Origin of the sequence: Streptomyces sp. NPDC093261 (assembly GCF_044753645.1) — a bacterium.
Taxonomy (GTDB): Bacteria; Actinomycetota; Actinomycetes; order Streptomycetales; family Streptomycetaceae; genus Streptomyces.
In genome coordinates this window covers 286,797-303,264 of record NZ_JBIVNO010000003.1, presented here as the reverse complement: position 1 = coordinate 303,264, position 16,468 = coordinate 286,797, and the positions used below count along the sequence as shown (strand labels likewise).

13 protein-coding genes are annotated in these 16,468 nt (G+C 71.6%); 6 read left to right on the top strand and 7 right to left on the bottom strand.

What is annotated here, in order from left to right; genetic code table 11:
• Positions 1–148: 148 nt before the first annotated feature.
• Positions 149–1,363, bottom strand: coding sequence for a DUF418 domain-containing protein (locus tag ACIP94_RS10480; protein WP_402422422.1), 1,215 nt, complete (start codon positions 1,361–1,363; stop codon positions 149–151).
• 265 nt (positions 1,364–1,628) lie between these two features.
• Here ACIP94_RS10480 and ACIP94_RS10475 point away from each other — a divergent pair, with 265 nt between their 5' ends.
• The 3 genes from ACIP94_RS10475 (at position 1,629) to ACIP94_RS10465 (ending at position 6,462) form a co-directional block, all read left to right on the top strand.
• A complete protein-coding gene (locus ACIP94_RS10475; RefSeq protein WP_402422419.1) occupies positions 1,629–2,294 on the top strand; it encodes a response regulator in 666 nt (221 codons plus the stop codon).
• Between the two features lie 302 nt (positions 2,295–2,596).
• A complete protein-coding gene (locus tag ACIP94_RS10470) occupies positions 2,597–3,685 on the top strand; it encodes a sensor histidine kinase (RefSeq protein WP_402423052.1) in 1,089 nt (362 codons plus the stop codon).
• A gap of 215 nt (positions 3,686–3,900) precedes the next feature.
• Positions 3,901–6,462, top strand: coding sequence for a hypothetical protein (locus tag ACIP94_RS10465; RefSeq protein WP_402422416.1), 2,562 nt, complete (start codon positions 3,901–3,903; stop codon positions 6,460–6,462).
• A 226-nt stretch (positions 6,463–6,688) separates the two neighbouring features.
• Here ACIP94_RS10465 and ACIP94_RS10460 read toward each other — a convergent pair whose 3' ends face one another.
• Positions 6,689–7,561: a hypothetical protein gene (locus tag ACIP94_RS10460; protein WP_402422413.1), complete on the bottom strand. Its 873-nt coding sequence runs from the start codon at positions 7,559–7,561 to the stop codon at positions 6,689–6,691.
• A gap of 704 nt (positions 7,562–8,265) precedes the next feature.
• On the opposite strand from ACIP94_RS10460, the gene ACIP94_RS10455 reads away from it, so the two are divergent.
• From ACIP94_RS10455 to ACIP94_RS10445, 3 genes are all read left to right on the top strand, one after another.
• Positions 8,266–9,762 carry an FAD-binding oxidoreductase gene (locus tag ACIP94_RS10455; protein ID WP_402422410.1) on the top strand — a complete coding sequence of 499 codons (1,497 nt, stop codon included), beginning with the start codon at positions 8,266–8,268 and terminating at the stop codon, positions 9,760–9,762.
• A gap of 217 nt (positions 9,763–9,979) precedes the next feature.
• Positions 9,980–10,924 carry an RNA polymerase sigma factor SigJ gene (gene sigJ, locus ACIP94_RS10450; protein ID WP_402422407.1) on the top strand — a complete coding sequence of 315 codons (945 nt, stop codon included), beginning with the start codon at positions 9,980–9,982 and terminating at the stop codon, positions 10,922–10,924.
• Between the two features lie 92 nt (positions 10,925–11,016).
• On the top strand, positions 11,017–12,210 hold the full coding sequence (locus ACIP94_RS10445) for an NAD(P)/FAD-dependent oxidoreductase (RefSeq protein ID WP_402422402.1): 1,194 nt from the start codon (positions 11,017–11,019) through the stop codon (positions 12,208–12,210).
• A 539-nt stretch (positions 12,211–12,749) separates the two neighbouring features.
• On the opposite strand, the gene ACIP94_RS10440 is transcribed toward ACIP94_RS10445, so the two are convergent.
• From ACIP94_RS10440 to ACIP94_RS10420, 5 genes are all read right to left on the bottom strand, one after another.
• Positions 12,750–13,037, bottom strand: a complete 288-nt coding sequence (locus ACIP94_RS10440) for an SCO5918 family protein (protein ID WP_402422399.1) — start codon at positions 13,035–13,037, stop codon at positions 12,750–12,752.
• A 73-nt stretch (positions 13,038–13,110) separates the two neighbouring features.
• Complete coding sequence (locus tag ACIP94_RS10435) at positions 13,111–13,518, bottom strand: hypothetical protein (RefSeq protein WP_402422396.1); 408 nt, start codon at positions 13,516–13,518, stop codon at positions 13,111–13,113.
• A gap of 79 nt (positions 13,519–13,597) precedes the next feature.
• On the bottom strand, positions 13,598–15,106 hold the full coding sequence (locus tag ACIP94_RS10430) for a DEAD/DEAH box helicase (RefSeq protein WP_402422393.1): 1,509 nt from the start codon (positions 15,104–15,106) through the stop codon (positions 13,598–13,600).
• Between the two features lie 180 nt (positions 15,107–15,286).
• Positions 15,287–15,490, bottom strand: a complete 204-nt coding sequence (locus tag ACIP94_RS10425) for a cold-shock protein (RefSeq protein WP_399103981.1) — start codon at positions 15,488–15,490, stop codon at positions 15,287–15,289.
• Between the two features lie 230 nt (positions 15,491–15,720).
• Positions 15,721–16,059 (bottom strand): MerR family transcriptional regulator, encoded by a 339-nt coding sequence (locus ACIP94_RS10420; RefSeq protein ID WP_402422389.1) that lies wholly within the window; start codon positions 16,057–16,059, stop codon positions 15,721–15,723.
• Positions 16,060–16,468: the final 409 nt, after the last annotated feature.

Here is a 16,468-nt window from a genome sequence, read left to right as displayed (position 1 = left end):
CCGTGCCGGGGCGGCGCACGCCCCGGCACGCAGGAGCCCGGAACCCGTTCGGAACCCGTTCGGCACCCGGCGATGGCCGGGTGCCGAAAGGTGACAGCGGTATGGGTGTCTGTACGGTCACAGGGGGCGACCGGCCTCACCCCTCCCGTCAGGGGATGTGCCGGGCGATCCCGGTCGCCTTGCCCATCAGCCATTCGAGGGGCCCGCGCTGGAAGGAGCGCGACCACGGGGTGGCGAAGGCGGCGACGGCCACGATGAAGCCGAGCAGCACGTGCAGCGCAGGGCCCGGCAGATCGTCGAGGCCCAGGGCCTGGATGGCGACGATGTGGGAGACATACGCCGTCAGCGACATGGAGCCGACCGCGATGACGGGCCGGGCCAGGCGGCGCAGCCGGGGAAGGGTGTCCATGGCGGTGAGGCAGAGGGCCAGGACGGCGATCGCCACGCCCGTGTTGGCGAGGATCGACAGGGTCGCCTCGCTGTGTGGGGAGGCGGCCAGCAGCCAGGCCGGGGTGGTGCCGGTCGGGTAGCCCGCGGTGTCGGACCACCAGGCCGCCGTCGCCGTCCCGCCCGACCCGGAGGCCGAGATCGCGTCGAGGGCACCGGGCACGAGATGCAGCGCCAGCCACGAGCCTCCGTAGCCGACGACCGCGAGGGCGACGCCGGTCAGGGCGACCCGCGCGCGGACGGCCGCCGAGGCCAGGTCGAGGCGCGCGACGGCCATACCGGCCAGGACGAACGGAAGCCAGGTCAGGGCCGGGTAGCTGCCGGTGACCAGCAGGGAGACCAGGCCGTCGGGCCGGCCGTCCGGGGTGGGCCCGGTGCTGACCAGCGGCGTCAGCACATAGTCCAGCTGCGGGAGCACCAGGGCCGTACCGACGGCCAGCGTCGCGAGCGGCCCCGCGCTGAGCCGGTACAGCGGCAGCACGAGCAGGAAGTACAGCCCGTAGAAGGCGAGGATCACATCGACCGGGGTGCCCCACATGGTCAGGGCGCTGCCCAGGGCCAGCAGGATGACCGCCCGGATGACCACCTTGGCGACGGCCTGACGGCCGGCCTGCCCGGTCTTCGGCGCACGGCGCCCGGTGATGAGAACGACGGCGAAGCCGGCCAGGAGGGCGAACAGGGCGGAGGACCTGCCGTGCGCCAGCTCCATCAGGAAGCCGGTGACGCCGCCCCGGCTCGGGTCGGGGCCGACATGGGCCGCGAACATGCCGAAGACAGCCAGACCGCGGGCCAGGTCCACGCCGACCAGGCGGCCCGTCGAGGGCCGCCCGTTCTCGCGTGTTCCGTTCTCCCGTATTCCGGTCGCGCTTTCCGGCACTCGGGCCGGGGGCGCAACGAGGAGTGCGTCGTGTGTCATGCATCCAGACTGGAAAAGTACAGGTCAGCGAGGTACCCGGCAGGAGTCCCGGCCAACCCCGCCGACCGGCGGCAACCGGCCCGCCGACCGGCTGGAACGGGCCTGCGGGCACCGCGGCGGCCGGCGGCGGACCCCGGCCGGCGAGGAGGCGGATGCCTGGACCGCCGGGAGGCGGATGCCTGGGCCGCCGGGGAGGCGGATCCTTGGATCGGTGGGGGCTTTCGGGTCGGCTGGGAGGGGCGATGAACCGGAGGGCGGAGCGCACGTGATCCGGGTGGCGGTGGTGGACGACGAGGCACTGGTCCGGTCCGGCTTCAGCCTCATCCTCAACGCGGCGGACGACATCGAGGTGGTCGCCACCGCGACCGGCGCGGACGCCCTTGACGCGGTCCGGGAGCACCGGCCGGACATCGTCCTGCTCGACATCCGCATGCCGGACGTGGACGGCCTCACCGTTCTGCGGGAGCTGCGCGCGCTGCCGGATCCGCCCGTGGTGGCGATGCTCACGACCTTCGACGCCGACGAGTACGTCCTGACGGCCCTGAACTCCGGCGCGGCCGGCTTCCTGCTCAAGGACACCGAACCCGACCAGCTGGCCCAGCTGGTACGGACCCTGGCCGCCGGCGGGGTGGTGATGTCCCCGCAGGCGTCCCGGACCCTGCTGCGCACGCACCCCGGCACCGAGCCCTCCCCCGTCGACGAGGAGGCGGCCCGTGTCGACCTGCTGACCGACCGGGAGCGGAACGTGCTGGTCCTGCTGGCGGAGGGCCTGTCCAACGCCGAGATCGGAGCCCGCTTGCACCTGGGCACCGGCACGGTCAAGGATCACGTCAGCGCCATCCTCACCAAGCTGCGCGTGGCCGGCCGGGTACAGGCCGCCCTGCTCGCCCAGCGGGCCGGGCTGCTGGACACCGACCGGGAAGGGCGGTGACCAAGATGACCGGTACGAGCGGGGGTTCTGGGGCCGGTGGGGCAGGAAAGGCACACGAGGCCGCTGGGGTTGGGAGGGCCACAGGAGCTTTTGGGTCTTCTGGGACCGGCCGGGTCAATGGGGCCGCCGGAACCTCCGGGCCGGGGCAATCCCCTGGGGCCGGTGGTGCCAGTACGGCCGGTGCCGCCACTGCCGCCAGTGCGGCGATGACCAACGGCTCCACCGGTGCCACCGCCATCACCGCGATCACCACGGCCACCAGGACCCCCACGCGGTTGGACGGAAAACAGCTCTGGGACCGCATCCCCGCGCCGGTGGTCGACGGCGCTCTGGTCGCCCTCGCCGCGATCGACGCGGGGCTCAACCTCTCGGACGACACGCCGTTCGGTCTGACCCTCGCCGCCGTCGCCTGCGCCGCCCTCGCCCTCCGCCGGCGCTTTCCGCTGATCGTCTTTCTGCTCACCCTGCCCGCCACCCTGATACAGGACACCCTCGTCGCCCCGCTCGCGGCCCTGTTCACCCTGGCGGTGCGATACCGGGACCGCCGGCTGCTCGCGGTGTGCGCCATCCTGTCGGCGATCGCCACCGCCGTCCCCTGGCCGCCGGGTCCAAGCACATGGCTCGGCCGGACCTGGACCCTGGTCGACTTCGTCTACACCCTGGCGACCGCCGCCGCCCCCGTACTGCTCGGCCAACTGGTGCAGGCCCGGCACGACTTGTCGCAGCGCCTGGTGGAGATCGAGGAGGCGAGGGAGCATGAGCGCGCTCTGCACGCGCAGGCCGTCCTCGCCCGTGAACGCGCCCAGCTCGCCCGCGAGATGCATGACGTCGTCTCCCACCAGGTCAGCCTGATCGCCGTGCAGGCCGGGGCCGTCCAGGTCGCCGCCAAGGACCCGCAGACCCGGGAGGCCGCGCGCTCCATCCGCTCGCTGAGCGTCGGCACGCTCGACGAACTGCGCACCATGGTCACGCTGCTGCGCGCCTCCGGCGGCGACGTCACCGAACTGACCCCGCAGCCCACCCTGGCCGACCTGCACAGGCTGGTGGCGTCCAGCGGGATCGAGGCGGAGCTGCAGGGCGAACTCTCGCCCACCGTGGGCACCCCCGCCCAGCGGGCGCTCTACCGCACGGTGCAGGAGGCACTGACGAACGTCCGCAAGCACGCCCCCGGCGCCAGGGCCACCGTCGAGCTGTGGCACGACGGCCACGACGTCGGCGTGACCATCAGCAACACCGCGCCGTCCCGCCCGTCCCTGCCCCTCCCGAGCGCGCACCAGGGCCTGTTGGGCCTGAAGGAACGCGCCGACATCCTGCACGGCACCTTCGAGTCCGGCCCGACGGAGGACGGAGGCTTCCGGGTGCGGATGCGGATCCCGGCCCACGCGGACTGACCCGGAACACCCGCGCACCGCGAGCGCCGACCTTTTACCAGGTCATGACGGAAGGTGCCGACCTGCGGCGCAGCGCCGGGGACGGGGCCGCCCTGACGGCGAAACCGGGCAAAAGCGCCTGCCGGGTGGGCGGGAGAGGTACCCGGCGATGAAATCCCTGTCAGCGGCGGGAGCTATGGTCCGACCTGATCGTTCACCCTTTCCCCAGGAGCTTCATGCGCCTCAAGCAGGTCTCGCTCACGGCGGCGATATCGGTCGTCGCCGGGCTGACCACCGCCACCGTCGGCCTCACCGGCTCCGCCGCCTGGGCCGACAGCACGGCGGCGCTGCCGCTGTCCCACTACTCGCACATGCTGGCCGACACCGCTCACCAGCACCTCTTCTTCAGTCAGGGCGCCGGCTCGGCCGGCATCCTGGTGACCGATCTGTCCGGCAGCCCCGTCACCACTCTCGCGGACGAGCCGGGTGCCGCTGGTCTGGCGCTGTCCGCCGATGGCGGCACGCTCTACGCGGCCCTTCAGGACGGTGACGCGATCGCCGCCATCGACACGGCGACGCTCACCGAGTCCGGCCGCTTCCCGACCGGCACCGGCAGCGCCCCGGCCTCCGTCGCCGTGGCGGGCGGCAGGGTCTGGTACGGATACACGGCCGACGGCAAGGGCGCCATCGGATCGGTGGACCCGACCGCCGCCGACCCGGCGGCGACACCTCAGCCCTCGATGTCGCACTGGTCGGTCGCACCCCTGCTCGCCACGGGCGGCGGCGTTCTCGCGGCCGCGGAACCGGCGCAGTACGCCGGCCACGTGGCCACCTTCGACGTCTCCTCCGGGACGGCGTCGGTCATGGCCGACACCCAGGCCGGCGGCGGCACGGCGACCGGACTCCAGGTCACCGGCGACGGCACGAAGGTGCTGCTCGTCGCCCCCCAGTCGCCCGCCCTGGATGCCTACCGCACCTCGGACCTGGCCCCCGCCAGTCCCTCCGTGTACTGGACCGGCGGTGTGAACTCCGGCCCGGACGCGCTCGCGGTGGACACCGACGGGACGATCGCCGTGGGCAGCACCTCCGGGTCGGCGGCCGGCCTGTACCTCTACGCCGGCGCGAACAACGTCGCCGAGAACCACGTCGCCTTCCCGTCCGGGACCGTGGCCCCGGACGGCCTCACATGGGGAGCCGACGGCCGGACGCTCTATGCCGTCACCAAGGACTCCTCAGGGCAATACACCCTCAATGTGCTGGGTGCCCCCAAGCTCACCGCCACCCAGCTGTCCCTGAACTACCCGCAGCACGCGTTCCCCACGCAGCAGTACACGATCACCGGATCGCTGAGCACCAAGGGCGTCATCCCGGCCGGAGCGTCGCTCCAGGTCACCCGCGACGGCACCGCGCTGCCCGACGCCACGGTCGGCAACGACGGTTCGTTCTCCTTCAGCGACACCCAGCCGGTCGAAGGCGACTACGTCTACCAGGTGTCATACGCCGGTGACGCCGCCCACGAGGCGGCGAAGACCTCCATGACGCTGCATCTGACGAGGCTGTCGACCATCATCCCGTTCCCGGACTTCACCTCGGTGACGCCCGGTTCGGTGTCCTTCACCGGCTCGCTCATGACCGGGCTGAACCTCGGCAGCCTGCCCCAGGGCACCAGCGTCCAGGTGTCCCGGACGGACGAGGACACCCTGGAGACGACGCAGCTCCCGTCGGTCCCGGTCGACCCGGCCACCACCGAGTTCACCGTCGACGACGCCCCGCACAGCGCCGGGCGGTACACCTACCACCTGTCGTACGCGGGGGACGCCACGCACCAGCCGACGTCCTCCGACGCGAGCGTGCAGATTTCCCCGTACGCCCCGGCCCTGACCCTGAAGGCCCCGACGGCCGCCACCCGCGGCGCCGCCCTGACCTTCGGCGGCACGCTGAGCGACGCACCGTACGGCAGCGGCGAGAAGGCCACCGTGTCCCGCACGGACGCCGCCCACACCGCGACGCCCGTGACATGGACGGTGCCCGTGGCGGCCGACGGCACCGTCACCGTCAAGGACACCCCGTCCGTCGGCGGCGCCAACACCTACACGGTCAGCTATCCGGGCGACGCCTCCCACCAGGCGGCCACCGCGTCCGCGATCGTCCAGGTGTCCCGCACCGCGACGGCCCTGTCCGTCGCCACCAACGCCTCCTCGTACACGTACGGCGCCACGGCCACCGTCACCGCACACCTGGGCACGACGAACAACAGCCGTACGGTCTCGATCTACGCCCAGCCCTACGGCGGCAAGAAGACGCTGGTCAAGACCGCCGCCGTGGACAGCAAGGGCAATCTGTCGGCCACCTACAAGCTAACCCGCACCACGACGTTCTCGGCGTCCTTCGCGGGCGACTACCAGTACGCCCCGGCCACGGCGAGCCGCACCGCGTCCGACCAGGCGAAGGTGGTGGAGACGCTGGGCGGCTACTACACGAGCACGACCTACGGCGGCACCACCTACCGCGTCTACCACCACACGGCGAAGCCGCGGGTGACCGCCACCGTGACGCCGGACAAGTCCGGTCAGTGCGCGCAGTTCCAGGCCCAGGAGTACTACAGCGGTGCCTGGCACACGCTCTCCACGTCGGGCTGCTTCTCCCTCGACGCGAACAGCGCCGCGGTGACCCAGCTGAGCCTGACCCACGCGGTCAACCAGCGGTTCCGGGTGCGCTCCGAGTACGTGCACAGCGCGAAGGACAACACCAACCTGAGCACGTGGAGCGGCTGGCTCTACCTCACCGTCAGGACCTGAGAAACCTCGACGACGGCACGGCCGGCCACCCGCCCTGGCGGGTGGCCGGCCGTCGGCGCGGTCACAGGAATCCCGAAAATTCACCGAACTCACCTGCGACCCTTGCGCTTTGCCGAGGGTCTCCTCGTCGCCACATCCGCGGCTCCGGGACCCGCCCGCCCGTACCTCGGCGCGGCCCTGGAGGACTGACCTCAGGAATTCCTGGGCCGGCCACTCCCGGCACGGGTCAGCCGAGGCACACCACGAGCAGGCACAGGTGCGACGGCGAGGTCGGTTCCGTGGACGGGTTGGTCTGCGGGGTCCCCGGGTCCGCCCCGTTGCCGGTGGCGGGCGCGGGCGGGGGTGTGGACGGCTGCTGCGCGGTCGTACCGGTGCCGCCGGTGGTCGTCGTACCCCCGGTGACGGGCGCGGCGGCCTGCGGCCGCGCGGCCGAGGTCTCCGCGGGCAGGGGAGCGGCCGTGGAGTCGGGATGGGTGTCCGGCCGGGCGGTACGGGGCGTGGTGACGGGGTCCTGCCCGTAGGGGGCGCCGGTGGCGGACGGCCGGGCGGCGGAGGTGGTGTGCGAGGGCCGCGGCGACGGCGAGGACCGACGGGTGCTCGGCGATGCCTGTTCCGAAAGGCTGTCCTCGGCGGTCTGTTCCCCCGCGACGCCCATGCTCCGGTGGTCCGGTGCCGCGGCCGCCTGGGCCCGCTCGGGGGACTGCCGGCCCAGCGCGGTCATGGTCAGACCGCCACCGACGAGCGCCACGGCGGTCGCGACCGCGGCGCGCCGCTTGTTCTTCTTCCAGCGGGCCAGCTGACGGCGCCTGGCCGCGCGGCCCCGCGGCGCGGAAGGAGGCCCCTCCACGTCGCCGGACGGGTCGAAGGGCGAGGCCTCCTCCGTCCCGGCCGGGGCCGGCGCCTCGTCGGACGGAGCGCTGTCGTGCCACGTACCGGCCAGGGCGAACTCCCGCGCCGGGGCCCCGGTCATCGCCGCGCCCGTCGCCGGTGCGTAGGCGCGAGCGCCCGTGGGGGGAGCGATGTCCGGGGCGTAGGCACCGCACCCCGGGCACACCAGGGCGCCGTTGAGATGCCGACGGCACGAGGAGCAGTAGTCCATTTGCGGTCTTCCTGAGTCGACTGCGCCGGCGGCCTCGGCCGCGGCCTGGCCGCGTTCGCACGCGGGTTCCAGCGGCCAGCAACGCTAACGGGGCTTTCGTAAGACCGTGTGCGGCCTGTGTGGCACTTGTGGGGGGATTCTCTGCGCGTTCGTGGGCGTGATGTGGTGCGGCGTGGTGCGGCGCGGTGCGGTATGGGCCGGGCCCGTACCGCCTCGCCTCACGCACGGCCGTGAGCAGCCACTTCCGTGATCATCCTTGACCGGTCCTTGTGTCTGCCGTCACCGGTGTGACCCAAGCTCCGGTGCCTTCCCCACATCCGCAGGGGCTCTTTCCGTTCCGGGGGTCCGAAACCGCCGTGCGTACATCAAGACCGCCGACATCAGCCCTCCGACACACCCGCCCCGCCGCCCGTCACCACGACGAGCGGCGGGGCATCGCCGTCCGCAGGCCGACGCATCCGGACCAAGAAGATGGAAACACGTCCCGAGTTCTTATTGGGGAGTATTCCTCTCGCTCCACAAAAGGAAATGGAGCGTCTCCCTCTCATCGTCCTCAATTAGCGTGTCGGGCAACGTCGTCCTGGTCACCCTGGTTACTCTTCCGGTCGCGGGAATGTCCACTAGGAATTCGAGGCGCCGACCGGCGGACCGGATGTGCGCGAGCCGAATGCCGAAAGCACAGCCCGGTCGAGAGGACACGGACCATGAACGATTTTTCTCGTCGCGGCGTGCTCAAGGCGACGGCCGCGGCCGGCGCGGGCGCGGCCGTCATCTCGGGAGTGACGGCCGCAGGCGCCCCGGGCGCGAGCGCCGCGGGTGAAGGACCCGGAGGTGAGAAATGCGGGCCGGCGCAGCTGACAGGCCGGATCGTCCGCCCCGAGGACCCCACCTACACGGATGCGCGCCTCGGCTGGGACCAGCTCTTCTCTCACTATCCGCTGGTCGTCGTCTTCGCCCGGAACACCCAGGACGTGGTCAACGCCCTCACCTGGGCGCGGCAGCATGACGTCGCGCTGCGGGTGCGGAGCGGCCGCCACAGCCTCGAGGGCTGGTCGAACGTGGACAACGGCCTGGTGATCGACATCAGTGAGCTGAAGTCGGTCCACATCGACACCCACTCGCGGATCGCGAGAGTCGGCGCCGGGCTCAGCCAGTCGGAGGCGGTGACCACGCTCGCGCAGCACCATCTCGCGGTGACGACCGGAACCGAAGGCACCGTCGGCCTGTCCGGTGCGACGCTCGGCGGCGGCTTCGGCTTCCTCACCCGCTGGCTGGGCATGGCCTGCGACAGCCTGGTGGGGGCCGAAGTCGTCGTCCCGTCGGGTACCGAGTGCGCCAAGGTGGTCCACGCGGATCCGGAGGACAACCCGGACCTGCTCTGGGCGCTCCGCGGGGCGGGGAACGGCAATTTCGGGATCGTCACGTCCCTCACCTACGAAGTGGCTCCGCTGAGGAGCGTCGCTTATGTGCAGGCGACGTGGAGCGGTATCGGGGACCTCCAGGGGGTGTTCGAGGCATGGCAGCGTACGGCACCGGTCGCCGACGACCGGCTAGGAACCCAGCTCGAGATCCACAGAAACCAGATCCTGCTGTTCGCGGTTCTGGCGGAGGGAACGCCGGCACAGGCGCAGCAGATGCTGGCTTCGATCCTGTCGGTCGGAAGCCCCCAGGTCTCGTCACAGGTCGGCAACTGGGGCGACATTTACACGGGATTCCAGATTCCGACCCAGAAGGAACCCGCGAACTGGAAATTCTTCTCCCAGTTCACCACCAGGCCGTTCCCGAAGAAGGCGATCAGCGTGATCGCCTCATTCATGGAGAACGCCCCCACGGACGACAGCAACTTCTTCACCCAGGCCTTCGGCGGGGCGGTCAGGAGAAGCCCGCGCGGTGGTAGCGCCTTCCCGCACCGCAGCGCGCTTTTCTACTCCGAGCCCGGCGCCGGCTGGGGGACTCGTGGAACACAGCCCGGCGTCTGCGACCCGCTCACCCCGCAGGCCCAGGCCTGGATCGCCGAGTTCAGCCATGCCCTGCGGCCCTATGTGAACGGCGCCTACGTCAACGTGCCGAACGTCGGAATGCAGGACTGGGAAACCGCCTACTGGGGATCCAACTTCGACCGGCTCCGCCGGATCAAGGCGAAGTACGACCCCCACAACGTCTTCCAGTACGAGCAGAGCATCCCGCCCGCGTCCTGCTGACCGACGGCGGCCCCACCTCCGCTCGGCGTGGCCTGCCACCGGTCGCGTTCGCCAAGTCCCTCGTACCCTGGCGCCCGGCGGGCACCTGATGCTCGTCGGCCGTGTGGGCAGCGGGGAGCATCTGCGCCCGACGCACGCCCATGGGGGTCACCCCGTCCCGCAGCGCAGCGCCGTAATGCGGCGGCCGTCGCGCGCCGTGCGAGCTAGGATCCGGGCCATGGCCCTGACCATGAACGACGTGGACCGGTTCGAGGCCTCCAGGTCCCGCCTGGAGGCCATCGCCTACCGCCTCCTCGGCTCCGCGAGCGAGGCCGAGGACGCCGTTCAGGAGACGTTCCTGCGCTGGCAGGCCGCCGACGTCGGCCATATCGAGGTCCCCGAGGCCTGGTTGACGAAGGTGCTCACCAACCTGTGCCTCAACCAGCTCACCTCGGCTCGCGCACGGCGCGAGACCTATGTGGGCCAATGGCTCCCCGAGCCGCTGCTCGCCGGGGACCCGATGCTCGGCCCGGCCGACACCGCCGAACAGCGAGAATCGGTGTCATACGCGGTCCTCGCGCTGCTGGAGCGCCTCTCTCCCAACGAGCGGGCGGTGTACGTGCTGCGGGAGGCCTTCGACTACCCGCACCGGGAGATCGCCGCGATCCTCGACCTCACCGAGGCCGCCAGCCAGCAGATCTTCCACCGCGCCAAGAAACACGTCGCGGACGGCAAGGCCCGCACCGAGATCGACGAGGTGGCCGCCCGGCGGATCATCGACGAGTTCCTCGCGGCCGCCACCAGCGGCCGGACCGAGCCGCTGGTGCGGCTGCTCACCCAGGACGCCATCGCGATCGGCGACGGCGGCGGCAAGGTCCCGGCCCGCGCCAAGGCGTTCGAGGGCGCCGTCGCGGTCGCGACGTTCCTGCGGGGCCTGTTCAAACCCAGCAAGGCCAAGCGCGCCCTGGTCGGCGGCTCACCCGAGGCCTACGCCACGTCCGCCAACGGCGACCCCGCCCTCGTGGCGGTACTCGGCGGCCGGGTCATCGGCGTCATGTGCCTGGAGATCACCGCCGAGGGCATCGCCGGGTTCCGCAGCCAGGTCAACCCCGACAAGCTCGAGCGTGCGACCCGGCGGTGGGCGGCCGCCGACCACGGCGAACCCCTGCTCAAGGCCTTCTGACACCGCTGTGAGCTGCCTCACATCCCGTTCCTGTCAGGAAACGGCGGGCCGCCCGGTTCAAGGGGCGAACCCGCTGAAGACAGGAGCAGGACATGCAGCACCGCATCGTCGTCCTCGGAGCCGGCTACACCGGAGCCATCGCCGCGGGGCGCCTCGCCAGGCGGCTGCGCCGTGAAGACGTCGCGATCACCCTCGTCAACGCCGAACCCGACTTCGTCGAGCGTGTGCGGATGCACCAGCTCGCGGTCGGCCAGTCCCTCAAGCCCCGGCCGCTCGGCGAGATGTTCGCGGGCACCGGCGTCGTACTGAAGCTCGCGAAGGTCATCGGCGTCGACGTCGACCGCGGGACCGTCGCCGTCCTCGACGCGAACCGCACCGAGGAACTGGAGTACGACACCCTCGTGTACGCCCTCGGCAGCGGCTGGACCGACCAGGGCGTCCCCGGCGCAGCCGAGCACGCCTACGAGATCGCCGGTCGCCCGGGAGCGCTGCGGCTGCGCGAGCGCCTGGCCGGCCTGGACGCCGGCCGGCCCGTGGTCGTGGTCGGCGGCGGCCTCACCGGCGTGGAGGCCGCGACCGAGATCGCCGAGGCCCGCCCGGACCTCGATGTCGCCCTCGCCGCCCGAGGCGCACTCGGCGACTGGCTCTCCCCCAAGGGCCGCCGCCACCTGCGGAAGGTCTTCGACAAGCTCGGCGTCACCGTGCACGAACACGCCACCGTCACCACGGTGGAGGCCGACCACGTCACCACCGCCGACCACACGACCATCCCGTCCGCGGCCACCGTGTGGACCACCGGCTTCGCCGTTCACCCGATCGCGAAGGCCACCACCCTGGAGACCACCGACCGGGGCCGGATCGTGGTCGACCGCACCATGCGCTCTCTCTCGCACCCGGACGTCTACGCCATCGGCGACGCGGCCATGCTGACCGGCCCCGGTGACAAGCCGCTGCGGATGTCGTGCGCCTCGGGCGTTCCCACCGCCTGGCAGGCCGCCGATGCCATCGCGGCGCGGCTGACCGGCGGAAAGCTTCCGAACGTACCGCTCCGCTACTTCAACCAGTGCATCTCGCTGGGCCGCAGGGAAGGCCTGATCCAGTACGTCACCGCCGACGACCGCGCCGTCCGGGCGGCCCTGACCGGCCGGATCGCCGCCCTCTACAAGGAACTGGTCTGCGCAGGCGCGGCCTGGGGCGTCGCCAACCCGGTGCTCGTCCCGGCGCGGCGCCGCCGCGTCGTAGGGGAGCCGGCCCGGGCGGACTCGACGGTCAAGGCGCCGGCCTGACACACCCGACGAAACGGGCGCCCTCGACGCGAGGACGCCCGCCTCACTGTCGGCCTACGCGGCGACGGCCATTGCCCTCCCGGCCGAGCGACCGGGGGCGCCGCGGCCCCGCCCGCTCTTCACGACTTCACGGTGAAGAAGCAGTCGCGGGGCGCCGGTCGGATGCCGGAGCGGGTCCTCGCGTGGACCGTGAGGCCGGTGTCGGTGGTGCGAGGGGCCCGCGGGCCTTGCCCAGGTGTGGCCGGCCCTTCCGACTCCCTCCGGCCAATGGGCGATTGCGTTCACACATGCGTAGCCCTGGCGTCCGGCCACGCCATGCGTGCGGCTCGGACACGCCGCACCGGTTGCCGCCGGGCAGCCCCGCGACGACAACCGGCGGAGCGGGCCTGCCCGGTCTCGTGCGGCTTGCGGCTCCTTGCCGAACCATTGGCCCCCACGGGACGCGGTTCGCGCGTCCGGCCCACTCGTCGGCCGGGTGCCACATCCTCGGCTTTCCAACCGCAGACCGCCCAGTATCTGCCGTCAACCTCGAAGGCGTGTCACCAGCCGAGGGGGCCCTTGTCGGCTCCCGCGTCCGAGGCCGGCATGACCGGGCGCGCGTCGTGGCAGGTGAAGCCGAGCCGGGTCAGTGCCCGGCGCATCTCACCCGTGGTGAAGTCGCGGCGGTTCTGCCTGGTGATCACTTCCCCGACCTGCATCACCGGGTAGACACGGCGGTTGATGGTCACGGACACGCCGGTGACGGGTTCGGGCGTGATGCCGCCCATCGACTGTTCGACCTCGCTCTTGATCAGGTCGAAGGGGAAACGGGCGATGACACAGCGCATGGATGCCTCCACAGGGACGGGGGAGAAACACCGGGAAGGTCGCTCGACCGCGCTACGGCGGTCAGGACGGCCGTCAGGGGGTGAGGGCGAGGACGCCCAGGGCGAAGCCGTGTTCGTCGATCACCGGGGACACGTCCTGGGTCCGGTCCCGCATGGCGGCTTCCGCCTCGCCGAGTGCGGCGACGGACGAGGTGAACGGTCCGCGGTCGAGCGGGATGTCCCGCAGCCGGGTCAGGTCGCTGTACCAGGAGCCGCCGCGGTGCGCGGCGAGCTGGGCGTGGGTGACCAGACCCGCGCACCGCCCGTCCTCGTCCCGGAGGAGCAGATGCGGGACGCGGGCACCGATGAGCACGGACAGCGCCACGTCGACCGCCATGTGGTCCTCGACCTGCGGTCCGGGAGCGTGCATGGCGTCGCGGGCCGTCAGACCGGTGCCGCCGGCGCGGTCGGCCTGCGGTGTCGGGGGCGGAAACGGGGTCAAGGGCTTCTCCTCTTCGTCGGGGCGGCCAGGACGGACGACGTCTCGGCCTGCTCTCCGGGAACGCATCCCCGTGCTTCTGCTATGAGTTGTTCCTCGAGGCCGTGCGACGTGCTCGGGCGGCGGACCGGGCCCTGCGATTCCGGCCGGCGGATCCGGTGCCCTCGTGTCGTCCGTCGGCCGGTGCGGCCAGGGTGACGGGTACGCCGGAGGGGGTCCGGGCGCCGGTGATGCGATGCAGCTCGTCCTCACCGGGGCGGATCCGGACGGCACGCGGGGTGATTCCGGCATCGGTCATCAGGCGGTCCACGGCGCGCCGCTGGTGCGGCAGGACGAGGGTGACGACGGTGCCGGACTCGCCGGCGCGGGCGGTACGGCCGCCGCGGTGCAGGTAGTCCTTGTGGTCGCCGGGAGGGTCGACGTTCACGACGAGGTCCAGGCCCGCGACGTGGATGCCGCGAGCGGCGACGTTGGTGGCCACCAGGACCGTGACATGGCCGTCCTTGAACTGGGCGAGTGTCCGGTTGCGCTGCGCCTGGGACTTGCCGCCGTGCAGGGCCGAGGCACGCACACCGACGGACAGCAGTTGCTCGGCGAGCCGGTCCACCGCGTGCTTGGTGTCCAGGAACATGAGCACACGTCCGTCACGGGCGGCGATCTCGGTCGCGGCGGTGTCCTTGTCGGCATCGCGCACGTGCAGCAGATGGTGCTCCATGGTGGTGACCGCTCCGGCGGACGGGTCGACCGAGTGCACGACGGGGTCGTGGAGGTAGCGGCGCACCAGGAGGTCGATGTTCCGGTCCAGGGTGGCCGAGAACAGCAACCGCTGGCCGCGGGAGGGGACTTGGCCGAGCAGTGCGGTCACCTGCGGCATGAAGCCCATGTCGGCCATCTGGTCGGCCTCGTCCAGGACGGTTACGGCGACCTCGTCGAGCCGGCAGTCTCGCCGCTCGATGAGGTCCTTGAGACGGCCGGGCGTGGCGACGACGACTTCGGCGCCGCCGCGCAGGGCACTTGCCTGGCGGCCGATCGACATGCCGCCCACCACGGTGGCGATCCGCAGCCGCAGGGCGCGGGCGTAGGGGGTGAGCGCGTCGGTGACCTGCTGGGCCAGCTCCCGGGTCGGTACGAGGACGAGGGCGAGCGGCTGCCGGGGCTGGGCTCGCTGCCCGTCCAGGCGGGCCAGCAGCGGCAGGCCGAAGGCGAGCGTCTTGCCCGAGCCCGTACGGCCCCGGCCCAGGACGTCCCGGCCGGCCAGGGTGTTGGGCAGTGTGGCCGCCTGGATCGGAAACGGCACGGTCACGCCCTCGGCGCGGAGCGCGGCCAGCAGCCGTTCGGGCATGTCCAGTTCGTCGAACGTCTCGACCGCCGGCAGCGGCTCGGTGAGGGTGACCGGCAGGGCGAACTCCTGCCGGCGCGGGGCGGAGCGTGCGCCCTGGCTGCTCTTGCGTCCGGTGCCCGGACGGGGACCCGGGTGGCCCGCTTCCTGTGTACGGAAGCGGCTGCCGGGGGCGGAGCCTGCCGAGCGCGCGGAACTTCTGTCCGCGCGGTAGCGACCGGAACTGCCGCCGGTGCGGCGGGTGCGGTTCATGGAGGAACCTTCCTCGATGCGGCGTATCGAGGAATTCCGGCCGGCGCGGCGGGCGGCCGCGCGAGGAATCACAAGAATGAGCCGAAGGAAAAAAGAGAAAAGCTGGGGCCCGCACCCCAAGAGCGCGGGCCCCAGCCACATGATGCGCGAGCCGGTGGCTCGCGACGGTTCGCGTCAGCGTCAGGCGGGAACGATGTTCTCGGCCTGCGGGCCCTTCTGGCCCTGCGTGACGTCGAAGTTCACCTTCTGGCCTTCCTGAAGCTCGCGGAAGCCCTGCGTGGCGATGTTCGAGTAGTGGGCGAACACGTCAGGACCGCCACCCTCCTGCTCGATGAAGCCGAAGCCCTTTTCCGCGTTGAACCACTTCACGGTGCCAGATGCCATATTGAATCTCCCTTGGGGGGCAGTGCCGGACTCCGCACTTTACGGAGCCGAGTCGCCGCGATGATCACCCCTCCGGAAGGATCCGGAAAGCTATGCAAAGAAAAAATCTCTGGCAACCAAAACTGCAACTGGTATCACGCTAACACAGGTGGGGTGTAAGCGGCCATGTGTTTTCGGGCGTGTCCGGTAGTTCTCATCCCGCTGGAGTCTGTATTTCTATACTGGCGGGACTAGATATTCGCGCCGTGCTCGTCCAGCTTCCTGCGCATTTCGCGGTTCAGGCGGACAGCGTCCGCTAGCTGGTTCTCGAGGGAAATGATGCGGCACGCGGCCTCGACGGGGGTGCCCTGGTCGACCAGTTCCCGGGCGCGGGCGGCGATGCGCAACTGGCGGCGGGAGTACCGGCGGTGCCCGCCGTCCGAACGCAGGGGAGTGATCAGACCGGCTTCGCCGACCGCCCGGAGGAAGGCGGGGGTGGTGCCGAGAACGTCGGCGGCGCGCCCCATGGTGTAGGCGGGATAGTCGTCATCGTCGAGGTTGTCGGCGACAGGGGCGTTCTCAGCGGGCATGGCACCTTCGTTTTGGGGACGCGGCGAGGGACCCGGGCGCGCCTGGCGCCGGTCTCCGAAGGATTCGGCACCATCCGCGTCGTGCGCCAACCCTATCTCCGGCAGAGATGGAGATGTGGGCTCGCCGTGACAGACTTCCCCTTCCCCCTCGCTCAGCCCGCGAGCGGAGGAGGGGCAGGGCGGGCGGCGCGGGCCGTAGGCGGTCGCTCGTCACGAGGTGGCCTGTCGAGTGGTCGGGCGCGGTACGTCGTCCTGGGTCGGATGGCATACGTGTCCCGGGCGGACGGCATACGTCGTCCCGGGGGGACGGCATACGTCGTCCCGGGCCGGATGGCATACGTCGCCCCGGGCCGGATGGCATACGTCGTCCCGGGGGGGACGGCATACGTCCCCCGGGCCGGACGGCGTC